Annotated in this window: 15 protein-coding genes; all 15 read right to left on the reverse strand. The window is 72.1% G+C overall.

Annotated elements, in window-relative coordinates; translation table 11 throughout:
• Nucleotides 1-14: 14 nt before the first annotated feature.
• Nucleotides 15-851: an ABC transporter ATP-binding protein gene (locus B7X32_RS09445; RefSeq protein WP_292718855.1), complete on the reverse strand. Its 837-nt coding sequence runs from the start codon at nucleotides 849-851 to the stop codon at nucleotides 15-17.
• Complete coding sequence (locus B7X32_RS09450; RefSeq protein ID WP_292718857.1) at nucleotides 851-1,678, reverse strand: ABC transporter permease; 828 nt, start codon at nucleotides 1,676-1,678, stop codon at nucleotides 851-853. Before B7X32_RS09450 ends, B7X32_RS09445 begins: the two co-directional genes overlap by 1 nt.
• Nucleotides 1,675-2,646 (reverse strand): ABC transporter permease, encoded by a 972-nt coding sequence (locus B7X32_RS09455; protein WP_292718859.1) that lies wholly within the window; start codon nucleotides 2,644-2,646, stop codon nucleotides 1,675-1,677. The genes B7X32_RS09450 and B7X32_RS09455 overlap by 4 nt, the downstream gene beginning before the upstream one ends.
• A 37-nt stretch (nucleotides 2,647-2,683) precedes the next feature.
• Nucleotides 2,684-4,189, reverse strand: coding sequence for an ABC transporter substrate-binding protein (locus tag B7X32_RS09460; RefSeq protein ID WP_292718861.1), 1,506 nt, complete (start codon nucleotides 4,187-4,189; stop codon nucleotides 2,684-2,686).
• A gap of 46 nt (nucleotides 4,190-4,235) precedes the next feature.
• Nucleotides 4,236-4,976 (reverse strand): DUF1684 domain-containing protein, encoded by a 741-nt coding sequence (locus B7X32_RS09465; protein ID WP_292718864.1) that lies wholly within the window; start codon nucleotides 4,974-4,976, stop codon nucleotides 4,236-4,238.
• A gap of 450 nt (nucleotides 4,977-5,426) precedes the next feature.
• A complete protein-coding gene (locus tag B7X32_RS09470) occupies nucleotides 5,427-6,218 on the reverse strand; it encodes a Fic family protein (RefSeq protein WP_292718866.1) in 792 nt (263 codons plus the stop codon).
• A gap of 27 nt (nucleotides 6,219-6,245) precedes the next feature.
• Nucleotides 6,246-6,449 carry a hypothetical protein gene (locus B7X32_RS09475; RefSeq protein ID WP_292718868.1) on the reverse strand — a complete coding sequence of 68 codons (204 nt, stop codon included), beginning with the start codon at nucleotides 6,447-6,449 and terminating at the stop codon, nucleotides 6,246-6,248.
• A gap of 255 nt (nucleotides 6,450-6,704) precedes the next feature.
• The gene (locus B7X32_RS09480) at nucleotides 6,705-7,049 is read right to left on the reverse strand and encodes a PASTA domain-containing protein (RefSeq protein ID WP_292718870.1); all 345 of its coding nucleotides are present in this window, start codon (nucleotides 7,047-7,049) and stop codon (nucleotides 6,705-6,707) included.
• The gene (gene mobF / locus B7X32_RS09485) at nucleotides 7,046-10,513 is read right to left on the reverse strand and encodes a MobF family relaxase (protein ID WP_292718873.1); all 3,468 of its coding nucleotides are present in this window, start codon (nucleotides 10,511-10,513) and stop codon (nucleotides 7,046-7,048) included. Before mobF ends, B7X32_RS09480 begins: the two co-directional genes overlap by 4 nt.
• A 276-nt stretch (nucleotides 10,514-10,789) precedes the next feature.
• Nucleotides 10,790-11,488 (reverse strand): VIT family protein, encoded by a 699-nt coding sequence (locus B7X32_RS09490; protein WP_292718875.1) that lies wholly within the window; start codon nucleotides 11,486-11,488, stop codon nucleotides 10,790-10,792.
• Entirely contained in the window at nucleotides 11,485-11,874 is a 390-nt protein-coding gene (locus B7X32_RS09495; protein WP_292718877.1) for a hypothetical protein, read from the reverse strand. Before B7X32_RS09495 ends, B7X32_RS09490 begins: the two co-directional genes overlap by 4 nt.
• Nucleotides 11,871-13,184, reverse strand: coding sequence for a divalent metal cation transporter (locus B7X32_RS09500; RefSeq protein ID WP_292718879.1), 1,314 nt, complete (start codon nucleotides 13,182-13,184; stop codon nucleotides 11,871-11,873). The genes B7X32_RS09495 and B7X32_RS09500 overlap by 4 nt, the downstream gene beginning before the upstream one ends.
• Nucleotides 13,181-14,521 (reverse strand): CBS domain-containing protein, encoded by a 1,341-nt coding sequence (locus tag B7X32_RS09505; RefSeq protein ID WP_292718881.1) that lies wholly within the window; start codon nucleotides 14,519-14,521, stop codon nucleotides 13,181-13,183. The genes B7X32_RS09500 and B7X32_RS09505 overlap by 4 nt, the downstream gene beginning before the upstream one ends.
• 67 nt (nucleotides 14,522-14,588) lie before the next feature.
• Nucleotides 14,589-15,167 (reverse strand): copper resistance CopC family protein, encoded by a 579-nt coding sequence (locus tag B7X32_RS09510; protein WP_292718883.1) that lies wholly within the window; start codon nucleotides 15,165-15,167, stop codon nucleotides 14,589-14,591.
• The coding region (locus B7X32_RS09515; protein ID WP_366246977.1) for a cation diffusion facilitator family transporter at nucleotides 15,164-16,432 on the reverse strand (1,269 nt) is incomplete at its 5' end. The genes B7X32_RS09510 and B7X32_RS09515, both read right to left, overlap by 4 nt.

The following is a 16,432-nucleotide window of genomic DNA, read 5'->3' on the forward strand; positions in this document are numbered from 1 at the left end:
CGTGAACAGAGCGCTCATGCGCGGCCTCCCTCTCCGCCGGTCCGGGGGCCGGCGCCGCTCAGGCGATCGAGCGCCGATTCCAGCTCCCGCGCGGCCGTCACCAGCCGGCGGGTGTATTCGTGCTCGGGGGCCGTCACGATGCGTCGTGCCGGGCCCTCCTCGACGGCCTCGCCGCGGCGCAGCACGATCGCGCGCTCCGCGATCCCGGCGACGACGGCGAGATCGTGCGAGACGAAGACGAGCGAAGTCCCGTGCCGGCGCACCGCGTCGTCGAGCAGCTCCAGCACGGTGGCCTGGACGGTCACGTCGAGCGCCGTGGTCGGCTCGTCCGCGAGGAGGACGTCGGGACGGCAGGCGAGCGCCATCGCGATCGCGACCCGCTGGCGCTGGCCGCCGGAGAGCTCGAACGGGTAGCGCCGCAGCAGCCGCTCCGCATCCGGCAGGCGCACCTCCTCGGCGGCGGCACGCACGGCCGCACGCAGCGCCGCGCCCTGCAGGCCGCGGTGCCGCCGCAGCGGCCGGGCGATCTGATCGCCGACTCGCATGAGCGGGTCGAGCGCGGACGACGGATCCTGGAAGACGGCGGCGATCCGCGACCCGCGGACCCGCTGCAGCACCCGCTCGCCGGCGCCGATCAGCTCCGTGCCGTCGAGCCGGATCGACCCGCCGGCCGTGAGCCCGGACGGCAGCAGGCCCAGCAGCGCGAGTCCGGTGAGCGTCTTGCCGGATCCGGACTCGCCGACGAGCCCCAGCCGCTCACCCGGCGCGAGGTCGAAGTCGAGGTCCCGGACGAGCTCCGAGCCCGCATCCGTGACGATGCGGAGGCCCCGCACCTGAAGCGCCGCGCCCATCAGCTCCTCCCCCGCCTGGTCGGATCGAACCGCTCCCGCAGGCCGTCCGCGACCGCGTTCGCGCCCAGCACGAGCAGCGCGATCACGGCTCCGGGGATGACGGCGCCCCACGGCGAGGTCAGCACCGTGCCCTGCGCCTCCTGCAGCAGGCGCCCGAGCGACGAGTTCGGCGGCGGCACGCCGAGGCCCAGGTAAGACAGCGACGCCTCCGCCATGATCGCGCCACCGAAGAGCACCGCGAGGTTCACGACCAGCGCGGGCCAGATGTTCGGCAGCACGTGCCGGATGAGCACGCCCCACGTGGGTGCGCCGGAGGTGCGCGCGGCCGTGACGAAGCTCCGCGACAGGACGCTCTTGACGAGGATCCGCGTGAAGCGGGACACGACCGCGGATCCGGCGATCCCGATCGCGACGATCGCCGTGTCGAGGCCGGGACCGCGGGCCGCGACGATCAGCATCGCGAGCAGGAGCGTGGGGAAGGCGATCAGAACGTCGAGGAAAGAGGAGACCGCGTCGTCGACCCAGCCGGGCAGCAGCGCCGCGGCCGTGCCGAGCACGAAGCCGATGACGGCCGCGAGGGCGACCGCGCCGAGCCCGACCAGCATCGCGATCCGCGTGCCGGCGAGCACCTGGCTGAACAGATCGCGCCCCAGCTTGTCCGTGCCGAGCAGGTGTGCGCCGCCGGGCGGCACGAGCCGCCCGCCGGAGGTGTCGTCGAGCGGGAACGGCGTCCAGAACACGGAGACGAGCGCCGCGAGAGCGAGCACCGCGAGGATCACGATCCCGATCGTGAGAGTGACGTCCCGGCGTCGGAGGGAGCGGGTCATGCCCGGCCCCCTCTCGCCGAGATGCTGCCCCGCAGGCGCGGATCGACGAGGCGCTGGGCGACGTCGGCGAGGAACCCGATGAGCAGTACCAGGGCCGTGGTGACCACGAGAACGCCCTGGATGCTCGGGTAGTCGTGCTCGCCGACGGCCTTGACGAGCAGCGCGCCGAGACCGGGGAGCGTGAAGACCGACTCGACGACCACCGCGCCGAGAAGGGTCGACGCGAGTTCGATACCGAGGATCGAGATCACCGGCACGGCCGCGTTGCGCACCCCGTGCGCGAAGAATGCGCCCGCCCTGCTCTCCCCCAGCGCACGGGCCGTGCGCAGGTAGTCGGAGTCGAGGACGTCGAGCGTCGCCGAGCGCACGTAGCGTGCGAGCGAGGCGCTCATCACGATCACGATCGTGATGACCGGCAGCGCGAGCGCGCTGAACGCCGCGCCGGGGTCGGCCCAGTCGTCTCGCGGGAAGCCGCCCGACGGCAGCAGTCTCAGGGTCAGCGCGAACAGCCAGACCACCAGGAGTCCGACCCAGAACACCGGCACGGCGATGCCCAGCTGGGTCACGGCGCCGAGCAGCGCCCCGTACCAGCTCCGCGCCCGCGTCGCCGCGACCACGCCGATCACGGCGCCCAGCACGGTCGCGATCACGAACGAGATGAGCGCGAGCGGCAGCGTCACCGCGAGGCGGGCGGCGATGTCGTCGGCGACGGGAGCCCCCGAGGTGAAGGACGTGCCCAGATCGCCGCGGAGCAGGCCGGACAGCCATGACCCCAGCTGCACGATCACCGGCTGGTCGGATCCGACCTGCGCCCTCGCCGCCGCGATCTGCTCCGGCGTCGCGTTCACGGAGATGAGCGCGTTCGCCGGGTCGCCCGGGAGCACCCGCAGCAGCAGGAAGACGACGAGCATCCCCACCAGGAACGAGAGCACCAGGAAGAGCAGGCGCCGGACGAGGTATCGGGTCACCGCGCTCCTGTCCGCCCGTGCCGCGTGGCGGCGGCGATCACGCGGTCTTCTCGATGTCCGCCACGAAGAACTGCGAGTTCAGCCCGTGCACAGGGTAGCCCTTGACCGAGCTCGACGCGACGACGATCTGCGGGGCGAGGAACAGCCAGTCGCTCGCGGCGTCCTCCGCGATCTGCGTGTTGACCTTCTTGAGGATCGCGGTCTGCTCGTCGGTGCTGCTCGCCTGCTCGGCGTCGGCGACCCACTGCACGACCTGCGGGTCGTCATAGCCCCAGTAGAAGTTCGGGTTGCCGTACCAGACCAGGTCGCGGTCGTTGACGTGCTCCTGCAGCGTCGCCGCGAAGTCCTTCTTCTGGAAGACGTTGGTGTACCACTGGTCCTCGGAGATCGTGTTGATCTTCACCGTGACGCCGACCTTCGCCAGCTCCGACTTGATGAACTCCGCGACCGCCGGGTGCGGATCGTAGGACGGGGTGTCGAGCGTGAACGAGAGGGAGGACTGCCCGGCCTCGGCGAGCAGAGACTTCGCCGCCGCAGGGTCGTAGGGGTTCACCGAGGTGAGGTCCTCGTACCAGGGGTCCGTGGGCGGGACCATGGATCCGATCAGCGTGCCGCGGCCGTCCCAGATCGAGTCCAGCAGCTTCTTGTTGTCGATCGCCTGGGTGATCGCCTTGCGCACGCGCTTGTCGTCGAACGGCGCGACCTTGTCGTTGAAGGCCAGCAGCTCCTTCGTCGTGGACGTGTTCTCGGAGACCGTGAAGTCCTTGTTGCCGGTGAACTGCTTGAGCGCGTCGGGGCTCTGCACCTGGGTGACGATGTCGACCGCGTTGGTCAGCAGCGCGTTGGAGAGCGCGGAGGCGTCGGTGAAGTAGGTGAAGTCGACCTCCTTGCTCTTCGCCGCGGTGCCCCAGTAGCCGGAGAAGCGCTTCAGGGTGAGCGAGGAGCCGCGCTTGAACTGGTCGACCGTGTACGGCCCCGTGCCGTCCTCGGCGGTCTTCAGATCCTTGGCGTCGGTGTTCACGATCCACACGTAGGTGAGGTTGTACGGGAACGAGATCGAGCGCGACTTGAGGTGGAAGACGACGGTCTCCGGGTCGGGCGTCTCGACGCTGTCGACGACCGCGAGCTGCGATTTGCGCGCGGACTGCGAGCTGTCGGAGAGCACCCGCTCGAGCGAGGACTTCACATCGGCGCTGGTCAGCGCCTTGCCGGAGTGGAATTTCACGCCGCTGCGCAGCTTGACCGTGTAGGCGAGGCCGTCGGCGCTGACCGAGTAGTCGGTGGCGAGGCGGTTGACGACCTTGCCGTCGTCGCTGAGCTGGAACAGCCCCTCGTACACGTTGCCGTTCAGCGCCTCGGTGACGCCCTGTCCACCCGCGTCGACGTTGGACAGGTTCAGCGGCGCCGAGAGCGAGCCGATCCGGATGGTCGCATTCGCGTCGGGTGTGCCGCCGGCCGATCCGGCGCCGCCGGAGCACGCGGTGGCGAGTACGGCCACCACGGTCAGGGAGGCGGCGAGTGCCGCGATGCGGGAGAACTTCATGGATCGTCCTTGCTGGTCGGGAGGCTTCGGTGCGGGTCGTGAGGCTTCAGTGCTGGTCGGGAAGAGGGAGGCGCTCGCCGGCGCGCACCGGCGTGGTGATCCGGTTGGAGAGCGGCGGCAGCGGGCAGTTGTACTGGTCGGAGAAGCCGCAGGGCGGCACGAAGGCGCGGTTGAAGTCGAGCACGACGTCGCGCGTCCCCTCGAGGCCGGAGTCGTCCTGCACGAACAGGAACCGTCCCGGCCCGTAGGTGCGCGTCTCGGGATCGTCGGTGCGGTTCGTCGGATCCGCGAACACGAGCAGCAGCGTGCCGCCGTCGTCGAACGCGTCGAGCGCGTAGTCGGTGCCGTCGATCGTGACCGCGAGGTCTCCCGGCACGGGCAGTTCGCGGCTGAGACCGTTGTCGCGGAGGTGCTCGTAGGGCACGGCACGGCCGCCGTCGACGGGGGTGAACGTCCCGGTCAGCCGCCAGGCGGGGTCGTAGTCGAAGGTCGCGATGCCCTCGAACTCGCGGTTGCGCGGGGACTCCGCGTCCCAGAACCGCAGTCCCCGCTCCGGCTCCCCCGTCGTGAGGTGGCGGCGGGTCAGCCCGGTCACGACGACCGAGTCCGGCAGGCCTGCGGAGGCCTCCTCGGGCGTCGTGGCGTCCTCGGGATCCAGCCATCGCGTCTCGATGAGGGCGAGGTTCCCCTGAGGCGCCGTCACGGCGGCGAGACGGGCGGCCCTCCACTCGTCATGGGCGGCACGCGCCGCCGCGGAATCGGCGTCGGTCGTTGCGTTCACGGGCATCTCTCCAGCCTAGGTCGAGGGTTTCCCCCGCTCCTCAACGCGCGTCATCGTTCGTCGTATTCCCGACGGGGCGTGTCGCCTCCGGGCGACGCGGATCGTGCGTCCGGCCGCGCGATCCCGGGAACGACGAAAGCCCCCGGCGAACCGAGGGCTTTCGTGTGTTGTCTGTGACCCCAGCGGGATTCGAACCCGCGTTACCGCCGTGAGAGGGTGTTCGGGATCGCGGGATCTGCGTGTTCGACCCCGAACTGGCCTGTGTTTACGGGAGTTCGCGGTGCGTCGAGTGCGTCCGGCAGGTTCTCGTCGTCAGCGTTCGTTGCCAAGATGTTGCCACGTCGCCGCCCCCTGATGGCGTCAATCCGCTGGGTGACCCCGCCCCTTCGAGAGCCGGATTCGCGCAGCCTCCAGGGGCGCGCGGTTCGACTATACGACCGACCGATGGTGTCGGGCTTAGAGCCCGAGCAAGGGCGGCTCTCGGATACCCGAGACCGGCGAGTCTTGGCCGAACGACTCCGGCGGTGCGAGCCGGGATCGGCGTGCCTCGATCGCACGGCGGAGGTCGGCGTCGAGCTCGGTGACGGGGCGCGCGGGTCGAGGCCGGAGGTGCTCGAGTCGGATCTCGGTCATGTGGTCGACGAGCTCGTCGTGCCGGGCCGCGTCGGCGACGGTCAGCAGGGCGGGCTGCAGGAGGGCCTCGATGCCGCGCTCGTCCTGGGCGATGGCGAGGGTGCGGGCGTGGGCGAAGACGTGCGGGTCGATCTGTCGCCAGTCGATGACCCAGCCGGCCTGGCGGGCGAGGTCGTTGAAGAACACGAACTGGCTGCGGGTGTTCACGTCCCGGAACGGGTGCAGCGCGGTCGTCTCGCCCCACACCCAGGACAGCCGGCCGGCGAAGGCGTCGCGGTCCAGGCCGGTGAGCCGCTGCTCGGCGGCGAGGCGGCCGAAGATGCGCTCAGCCTCGGCCGGGATGAACTCCGGGCGGCAGTGCGCCAGCCCGGTGCCGGCGGGTCCGGTGTCGGTGTCGCGAAGCTGCCCGCCCCAGATGTAGAGGTCTTGGGTCAGGTGCCGGTGGATCGCGCGCAGGTGGTCGAGCCCGAAGTCGCCGGGCAGCGGGTGGTCGGTGAGTTCCGCCATGCGGATCTGCACGAGCGCGGTCTCGGCCTCGTGCCAGGCTGCGGGGTCGCGGTAGCCGGGGAGGTTGACCAGGACTTCGCTGTCCGGGTAGGTGTAGCGGTCCGGCATCCTCGTCTCGAGACGACGCGGGCCGCGTCAGCGGCTGATGCCGTGGGCCCGGTCGATGTCGGCCAGGCGCTGGCTGACGGCCTCGTCGGCGGTCAGGCGGTGCTCGAGGACGGCGCGGGCGGCGTCCATGTCGGCCGGGGTCGGCTCCGCGCCGGCCATCCGCTGGCCGGCGGCGATCGCCGTCAGGTCGCGCTGCACGCGCGCCGCCGATGCCTGCTTGACTGCCATCACGCCACCTCCTGGACCTTGCTTCCGGTGCTTCGATTCTACCCGCCGACACCGACATCCGCCCGGTGGTGCTGAATCAACACCACCGCGGGTCGCCGTCCCAGCCTGCCCGGACAACCGCTGATTTGCGGGGCCGGGGCGACGCGCGCAATGCCCTTGCGGCTTGCGCGCGGCGTTCCGGTCTCGCAGGATCGAGGGTCCGGTCAGGCGGGGCGAGCATACGCCCGCGAGCGATAGGTATGTCCGGCCGGACGGAGTTCAGTCGCCGGTCAGGTCGACCTGCTGCGAGGTCTCGGGCGCCGCGTGCGCGGCGTCGACGGGAGGGTGGGGACGCGGAGCCGCCGGTTCGCGGTCGGGGGCGTTGCCGTGCTTGACGATCTCGACGCCGACGGAGTCCCACTCGCGCAGCTGCGTGCCGGCACCCGGGTGCTGCCGCACGATGTAGTAGAGGCCGGGCCAGGCCAGTGCTCCGATCGGCGGGCCGTCGGGGTCGGGGTTCGCCAGCGTCACCCCGGCCTTCGAGGCGATGTCACGGCCGATGTGGAACGGCAGTCCCACGACGTCGGGGACCGTGACGACCCGTCGGGTGCTGCGCTCGGTCATGCCTGCGATGGTAGGCCGACTATCGCCCGATCCCCCGGTCGGGCGGCGTCGGGCCGTGGCGGGGTTCGCGCTGGGTGAAGTCGTGGAGCTGGGCTGCGCGGGCGTCGCGCTCGGCCAGGGCGCGCTCGGCGGCTTCGCGCTCGGCCCGTGCAGGCCGCAGCGCGGGCGCGGATCCGCGCTGCGGCCTGCACGGGCGGCAGCGCCTCGATAGCGGCGAGCTCGCGACGGGCGGCCTCGCCCCGGTCCCGCCATCGTGCCGCCTGCGCCCGGGCGCTGCTGGGCGCCTGGTTGCCGAGGAGCTGGCGGCGCAGGTCCGCACGCTCCTGGGCCTGGCGAGCGCCGAGGCGCTGCTGCGCCATCCGGACGGCCTCGACTTCGTCGAGCGCCTCGACCACGCGCCGGACGGTATCCGTGGCCGCCTGCGCCGCCTCGAGCGCCCACGGCTCGATCGCCGCGGGACTCTCCGGCAGTCGGCCCCACCGTTGTAGGGCGGCCGTCTCGACGCCGCGGTGCTCGGCGGTGACATCGCGCAGGCGCCGGGCGGCGGTGCGCTGGCGCAGCCCGCGCGCCGTGCGATGGGCGTCCGTCGCCTCCCACATGCTCCGGCGACTGTCGAGGTAGGCGGTGCCGTCCGCCGTGGCCTGCGCGACGAGGGGCGCGGCGATCTCGGCTCGCACCGTAGCGGCGGCCGCCTCGGCGGCGGCGAGGAGCGTCTGCTGCGCGTCGGACTCGCCCCGCTGCTGCGCCGCCTGGTCGTCCAGCGCGGCCACGATGCTCTCCCAGCGACGCGCCTCCCGATCGGCGCGGTCGATCCGCTCGGCCAGGCGGGCGCGCTCGGCGTTGACCATCCGCACCGGCCCGTTGGCAGTGAGGCCGGCGACGGCTTCGCGAGCGGCCTGGGTCGCGGCGGCCAGGCCGCGGTCGGCGCGGTCGCGAGCGAGCGCCGCGACGAACTGCTCGCGGGCGTCGTCGAGATCGGCAGCGACGATGTGGAGCCGGTTTGCCTCGCGGCCACGGGTAAGGCCGACGTAGACGCCGGCGGCGTCGAGCGCGTCGGAGAGGACCGTGTGCGAGGCCGGGACGGTCGCGCCCTGCACGCCGTAGGCGGTGGCGGCGTAGGCGAGGTGGGTGTGCTCGGTCACGTACTCGGCGGGCAGCTGCACGGTGCGCTGGTGCTTCCGGCCGGTGCCCTGCTCGGTCGCCCACACCGTCCCGTCGTCGCCGACGGCCTGCACGGTCCAGGTCTGCCGGTTCGCCACCTGGACGTCCGCGTCGTTGTGTCGGGTCTGGATCATGTCGCCCCGGCCGATCGGCAGGCCGTCGCTGCCGACGGTCGTGCGCTGGTCGTCGACCAGGCCGGCGCGCACCCGCTGATCGCGGATGCGCTCGTTCAGCTCGCGCGCCTCGTCGTTGGTGGCGACCGTGATCGCGTCGCCATCGCGGGCGTCCCGCGCGATCCCCTCCCGCACGTCCTCGTCGCTGTCGTGCAGGACGATCAGGCCGAGGGCGTGCAGCCGGTCGAACAGCAGCGCGGGGTGCTCCCCGCGGCGCAGGTCCACGGTGAGGGCGGCGTAGTCGGGGTCGGCGAAGCGGTGCACGCTGGTCATGTCGAAGACCCGTGGGGCGAGCTGCGCGGCGATGTCAAGTACGCCGCCGCGTCCGATCGCGGCGAGCTGCGCCCGGTCACCGACCAGGGCGAGGTTCGCACCATGCTCGTCGGCGACAGTCAGCAGGGCGAGGGCGGTGTCCTGGTCGAGCATCCCGGCCTCGTCGACGACGATCCGCTCCCCGCGGGTGAGCTGCGCCTCGGCGGAGGGGCCGGTATAGGTCGCGCCCGTCAGCGGGTCGGCGTCGCCGACGGCCAGGCGAGTCCAGACGCCGTCGGCGTTCCAGCGCCAGCCGTGCTCGTGGACGAGCTTGGCGACGCTGTCGGTCGGCACGCCGAGCTCGGTCGCGGCGACATCGGCGGCCTTCTTCGTCGGCGTCACCACTCGCACTGCCCGGCCGTCCCGTGCGGCGGTGGCGATGGCTGCACCGAGCATGGTGGTCTTGCCGGCGCCGGCCGCGCCCTCGACCACCACCAGCGGTTCGGTCCCGGCGATCGCGGCCGCGGCCTGCACCTGCTCTGAGTCGAGGCTGGCCTGCTGCGCCAGGCGGGCCATGTCCGGGGCGAGGCGGGTGCTGGCGGTGGCGCGGGCGGCCAGCCCGTCGCGCAGCGCCGTCTCGACGGCGACGACGTGCAGCGTCGTCAGGTGCGCGACGTGCTCCGGCGCCGGGGCGTCAGGCGGCAGGACCGAGAGGCAGTCGTCGGCCGCGAGCCGGGTCGTGATGGTCACGAACTCGCGCAATGCCTCGGGTGTTGCACGCACGCCGGCTTCAGTGACCAGGCGTGTGACGTGCTCCTGGATGTCGTGCACCGTCCATGCCGAGGCGCTGTCCGCGCACCGGTCCAGTGCGCGCGACGCGACCCGTTGCACGGCCAGGTCGTCGAGCGTGCGCACCGGCGGCTCGCCGGCGCGCGGCAGGTCCGGGGTGTAGCCGGCGTCCTGCAACTCCCGCAACCAGCCGGCCTCGCTGCCGAGCTGCGACGGCTTCTTCTGCGGTCGCTCGTGATCCCACGCCTTCGCCTGCAACCGGGCGCGCACCACCGGCCCCGGCTCCTCGCCCGGATGCGCCGCCTCCCACTCCGCGGTGAACTTGTCGAGGTTGCGCGCCACCTGCGCGCTCCGCTTGGACATGAGCGCGTTCCACGGGGTCAGCTCCGCCACCTCCCCGGTCACCGGGTCGAGGGTGAGCCCGTGCTCCTCGAGCACTGCTGCGAGTTCCGGGTGCGCGGCGATGACCGCGGTGCCGAGTGCGCGGATGGCGCCCTGCTGCTTGAACAGTGCTGCGGTGTCCAGTCCCCGCCAGGCGCCGGCCGCCCAGACGCGGGTGCCGATCTGGAAGTGGATGTGCCGGTGCGGGTCGCCGGCGCGGGAGGTCTTGTGCGAGACGGCGACCGTCTCCAGCTGCTCGACCGGCACCACCTCCTGGCCCCCGCGCGGGCCGACGCGGGTGACGGAGTGCTGACCCAGCCAGGAGCGGATCTCCACCACCGCGTCGCGCTGCGCCGCATCCAGCGCCGCGGAGACCTCCGGGTGCAGCGCGGCGGCGATCGACAGCGACTTCGGGACGTTCACGACCATCTCCGCGAACCGCGGACTGCCCTGCTTGCCCTCCCCCGGCAACCGGGGACGGCCCATCGACTCGCCGGTCAGCGGGTTCACCCAGTCCACCCACTGCGCGTACTCGTCCGCGGTCAGGCCAAGCTCGCCGATCACCTCGCCCCGGCCGTCGACCGCGGTGAACTCCGCCAGCGCGGTGCCGGCTTCGAGGTAATACTCATCCGCTCGCGAGCGGTCCGACTCCAGGTAGCGGCGCGCGTCCGTGCCCGAGCCGCGAAACAGGATCACACCGCCCTTCATCTCGCACTCCTCACACTAATATGCTAGCCACCGTCTTAGGTAGCATACGTCCATTCTTTGTGTGTTTGGGAAGGTAAGAGGCTTGGGCGGCGGGGAGGAGTGGGGAAGGATGCGAGGAGTTCGGGGGCGGGGCTGATGTCGATTTGCGGGTGATCGGCACCACGGAGCGACATATGAGTGGAACAGGCTCGTCGTGAAGTCCGGATGCGACTCTGCTCTCCTTCACTGAGGGAGAGGCGACGGTCTCATTAGTTGTAGCTCAAGCGGCGGTTAAGGTCAGCCGCCGGAGGTACCGAGCAGACTGCCGAGCCCGTAGGTGGCGGCGAGGGCGATGGTACCGCCGATGACGACCCGTATCGCGGCGCGGCCGGGCTTTGCGTTGCCGAGGCGGGCGCCGAGCCAGCCGGTGGCGGCGAGGGCGATGAGTACGAGGCCGAAGGTGATCGGGATGCGGATCGTCGCAGGCAGCAGCAAGATGGCCAGGAACGGGACGATCCCGCCGACGAAGAAGGAGATCGCCGAAGTGAAGGCAGCGCCCCAGGCGCTGACGACCTCGTCCTCGGCGAGGCGGTGCTCGACGTCGATGTGTGCGGCGAGGGCATCGTGGGCGGTGAGCTCCTTCGCGACCTGCCGGGCGGTGGCCTCGGTCAGGCCGCGGGCCTGGTAGGAAGCGGCGAGCTCCTCGAGTTCGCGTTCCGGCTCGCTCGCGAGGTGGCCGCGCTCTTCGTCGATGGCCGAGCGTTGGCTGTCGCGCTGGCTGCTAACCGAGACGTACTCGCCGAGCGCCATCGACACGGCGCCGCCGACGAGCGCCGCGACGCCGGCGGACAGCAGCGCGGGGGCGCTGGCCGTGGCGCTGGCGACGCCGACGACGACGGTGGCGACGGAGACGATGCCGTCGTTGGCGCCCAGCACCCCAGCGCGCAGCCGATTGAGCCGTTGGACGCGGGCGGCGGATGGGGTGGTGGCGGTCATCGGTTCTGCTTTCGGGTTGGACGGTTCACGGGGCGACGGCTTCGGCGTTGTGCCGCGGCACGAAGCGAGGGGGCGATGCCGACGGACAGCCCGGTGAGCAGCACGGCGATCGCGCCGGTGAACGTGCAGACAAGCAAGTCCTGCCGGGCGAAGGCCCAGATGCTCGCCATGAGGTTGAGGATCGCAAGGCTCTCGCCGACTACGAGGAGCATCGCGCGCGGATCGCGGCGGGTGCGCGACGCCATGGCCCGCCGCAAGGCCCGGCCGACGGTGCGAACGCGGCGTCGGCTGGTGCCGAGTTGAGTCGCGGTCGCCCGCACGTCGTAGCGATGCGTGATGAGAGCGGCGGCGATCTGCAACCGTGAGGGCGGCTCCTTCGAGGTCATGTCAGTCCGAAGAATCCGAGGATCGTGTTGCCGAGCAGCAGCAGCGACATGGCGCTGATGCCGGCGACGAAGACCCCCGCCACGATCCGCAGCGTGAGGGAGTTGGCCGCGGCGCCCAGCAGTTTGCGGCTGCTGGAGAGGATGAGGATGTAGATCAGGATGATCGGGGTGATCAGGCCCTGCAGCACCTGGGTGCCGATGAGCAGGCCGATGAGGTTGACCGGGGTGAGGGCGATGGTGGCGCCGAGGATGACCTGGATGGTGAACAGGCCGAGGAACAGCGGGGCCTCCCGGAAGCGGCGGGAGATGGATCGCTCGACGCCGACCGCTTCGCTGATCGCGTAGCTGCTGGACAGCGGCACGACCGCGGCGGCCAGTGCGCTGGCGCCCATCAGGCCGAAGGCGAACAGCGCCTCGGCGCCGGGGCCGACCACGGGGCGCAACGCCTCGGCGGCCTCGCTGGCGGACTGCAGCGGCCCGCTGCCGCCGATCGCGGCGCCGGTGGCGATGATGATGCACATGCTGATCAGGCAGGCGAAGACCGCCCCGGAGATCGCGTCGAACCGGGCCGCCCGGTATCCGCTCGGGCCCACGCCGCGGTCGACGACGCCGGCGGCAGCGTAGAACTGCATGTACGGGCTGACGGTCGTGCCGATCAGGGCCACGCCGACGAGGAGGAACGCGGAGTCGGCCGACAGGTGCGGGATGACGAGGTTGCTGGCGACCTGGGACCAGTCGGGATGGGCGAGGACGACGGCGACGGGGTAGGCGAGGAACCCGAGGGTGAGGATGAGGAACACCCGTTCGGCGTAGCGGTAGGAGCCGAAGACCACCAGCGCCCAGATGCCGATCGCCGCCGGCGGGATCACCCAGAACCGGTTGACGCCGAGCAGTTCGACCGCGGCGCCGATGCCGGCGAACTCGGCCACCACCAGGCCGGTGTTCGCCAGCAGCAGGCAGACGACGGCGAGCGCGGTCAGGCGCAGGCTGAAGCGCTCCCGGATGAGCGCGGCCAGGCCCTTGCCGGTGTACGCGCCGAGCTTGACCGCCATCGTCTGCACGATGACCAGGGCGATGGTGACCAGCACCATGAAGAACAGCGTCCGGTAGATGAACTCGCTGCCAGCGCTGGCGTAGGTGACGATGCCCGCGGCGTCGTTGCCCGCGTTCGCCGCGATCAGCCCCGGGCCGAGGCTTCCGGCATACAGCAGCACGGTCCGTGCGCCGGGGATGCGTTGGATCAGGCCGCGAAGGCCTGCGCCGGCGCGGCGGGGGGCGATCGGGACGCTGGCGGTGTCGAGCTCGCTCATCGCAGCATCCGGCGCCGGCGGATGCGGCCGCGGGTCGTGCCGAGGGCGTCGAGGACATCGTCGGCAAGGATGCGGCCCACCGGCGCGCCGGCGTCGTCGACGACGAGCACCGAGGGCCGGCGGGTGCGCACCAGGCGCTGGGCGACCTCCCACAGCGGCGCCATCGGCTCGACGGTGACCGGTGCGGGGTCGTGGTGCTCATCGCGGATGAGGGTCGCGATCGTCGTCGCGGCCGGGTGGGTGAGGAGGTCCCAGAGGGACAGGTCGGCGATGAGCGCCCCGCCGTCGTCGAGGACGGCGACCGCGTCGATCTCGGCCCGGTGCTCGCCGAGCGCGGTGAGCCGGTCGCGGACCGTGCCGACGGTGTCGGCCGGGGTGGCGAGGGCGAGGACGGTGGTCATGAAGCCGCCGGCGCGGCGCTCCGGGTAGCGCAGCAGGCGTTGCAGGTTCGAACGCACGTCCGCCGACATCCGGCCCAGCAGGTCCTCGCGCTCGCCGGCGCGCAGGTCACGCAGCGCGTCGACGGCCTCGTCGGGCTCCATCGAGCCCAGCAGCTGGGCGGCCTGCTCCGGCTCGACCTCGCGCAGCAGCGCCTCGAGTTCGTCGGGCTCCATCTCCTCCAGGGCGTCCGCCGCGGTCTCGGGGTCCAGCTGGCCCAGCAGCGCCTGGCGCTCGCGCCGGTCCAGGTCCTCCAGCAGATCGGCGAGGTCGGCGGCGCGCATCCGGTGCAGCTGCCGGTCCGGGTCGCGCAGTCGCACCGAGGGGGGTGTGAGCGCGCCGGCCTCCCCGAACGGGGAGACGGCGTCCCAGTCGATGACCCGATCGGGGGTGGGGCGACCACGCCAGACGCGCGGTCCGAGCCGGCGCAGCAGGGTCGCGAGGCTGACATCGACCCCCACCAGTCGCACCGCCGGCCCGATCGGCGCCAGGTAGAGATCCGCGGCGCGGATCACTTGTCGCCCGTCGACGTCGATGAGCTGATGGTCGAGCAGGTCCTCGACGAGCAGCACCTCGCCGGGTCGGCGCAGGAAGTCGGTGAGGTCCATGCTCGCTCGTCGCAGCGTGACCCGACGGTGCTCGACGGTCGCGAGGTTGTCGGCCGCGAGGAAGCTGCGCCGGGCGCCGATGCGCACCAGCATGCCGGTGATCGGCGGATACCGGTCGACCGAGTGCAGCCGGGCGACGACGTCGACGATGCTGCCGACCCGCTGCCCGGAGGGGTTGACGACCGGTGTGCCGACCAGCCCGGCGACGCTGACGATGGCCCGCTGCACCTCGCGCCGCATCGTCACCCGCTCCAGGCGTGAGCGGGCCGCCGCCGCGTTCGTCCGGCTCATCGCCACCGCCGCCTCCAGTTCGGTGCCAGGTCCTGCGCGATGCGGCACGGGTGTGCCGCGGGTGGGTCTAGGGACGCTTGCCGCGGGCGTGGACCACCCAGATGACGGCCCCGGCGAGCGCGGCGAGCACGAGCGCGCCGACGATGATCGGGACGGCCAGCGGCGACCCGAACGGGGCGTCGGATGCCGCCTCGGCATGCTCGTCCTCGGCATGCTCGTCCCCCGCGTCGGCGGCCCCGGGGGTGACCGTGACCTCGCCGACGCCGAACTGGTAGCGGCCGGAGACCGGGTGGCCGTCCTTGGCGACGGTCTGCCAGACCACGTCGTAGACGCCGTCGCCGGGGATCGCGACCGGGACGGCGATCGTGGTCGGCTCGACCTCGAGGTCGCCGTCGGTCACGTCCTGCCCGTCGGGGCCGGTGACCTGCAGGGCGTGCGCGCCCATCTGGAGCAGGTCGCCGCTGAAGGTGAGGGTGACGCGGCTCGGTGCGGTGGTCAGCACCTCGCCGTCACCGGGGTCCGCGTCCACGAGCGCCGCATCGGCGGCCGCCGGCGCGGCCGCCAGCAGCAGGCTCCCGGTCAGCATCAGCGCGCCGATGCCGACCGCGACGAACCGCGACCGGGGCACCGGAGGGACCAGGGTCATCGGGTGCTGGTCCGCAACTCGACGACATCGACGTTCGGCAGCGCCCGCTCGAGCGCGTGCTCGGCCTGGTGGGCGACCTCCTGGGCCTGGGACAGCGGACCGTCGGCGACGGTGAGCTTCGCGGCTGCCTGCAGCCGGTGGCCGACCCAGCGGATGCGGAGCTCGCTGACCGCGAGCACCCCAGGGCTCTCGCGGAGGGCCGCCTCGGCGCGGTCGACGTACTGCGGTTCGATGCCGTCCATCAGTCGCCGGCCGATGCTGCGCACCGTGCCGATGAGCAGCACGAGGATCGCGATCGAGATGAGCAGGCCGATGATCGGGTCGGCCAGCGGGAAGCCGAGCATGACGCCGACCGCGCCGATGACGACCGCGAGCGAGGTGAACCCGTCGGTGCGGGCATGCACCCCGTCGGCGACGAGCGCGGCGGAGCCGATCTTCCGGCCCACGCGGATCCGGTAGATGGCGACGAGCTCGTTGCCGAGGAAGCCGATCACCCCGGCCGCGAACACCCACCAGAGATTCGTCACCTGCTGGGGCTCGAAGAACCGGCGGATCGCCTCGATGCCGGCCAGCACCGAGGACAGCGCGATCATCGCGACGATGAACAGGCCCGAGAGGTCCTCCGCGCGGCCGAAGCCGTAGGTGTAGCGGCGGGTCGCCGCACGTCGTCCGAGGACGAACGCGATCCACAGCGGCACCGAGGTCAGCGCGTCGGCGAAGTTGTGGATGGTGTCCGCCAGCAGCGCGACCGAGCCGCTGATGATCAGGACGACGACCTGCAGCGCCGCCGTGATGCCGAGGCCGACGAGGCTGATCTTCAGCGCCCGGACGCCTTCCTGGCTCGCTTCGAGCGCGTCGTCGATGGAGTCCGCGGCGTCGTGCGAGTGCGGGACGAACAGGCCGTAGAGGAAGCCCTTGAACCCGGTCGGGTGCTCGTGATCGTGCTCGCCTGGGCCGTGCGAGTGGCCGCCGGGTCCGTGCGAGTGGCCGCCGGCGCCGTGGGCGTGATCGCCCTGGTCGTGGGCGTGATCCTCATGGTCGTGCGGGTCGGTGGGGTGCGGATGGGCATGCGCCTCGGCGTGCGGGCGGTCGTGGTCGTGGTCGTCGCCATGCGGATGCGGATGCGGATGCGAGTGCGGGCGGTCGTGGTCGTCGCCATGCGGATGCGGATGCGAGTGCGGGTGGGCCGCATGATCGTCGGTCGGGGCCGCGTCGTCGTGCGGGTTCGGGTGCTCGTGGGGCTCCGCGTCGTGATCGTGATCGTG

Source organism: Microbacterium sp. 13-71-7, assembly GCF_002257455.1.
Lineage (GTDB): Bacteria > Actinomycetota > Actinomycetes > Actinomycetales > Microbacteriaceae > Microbacterium.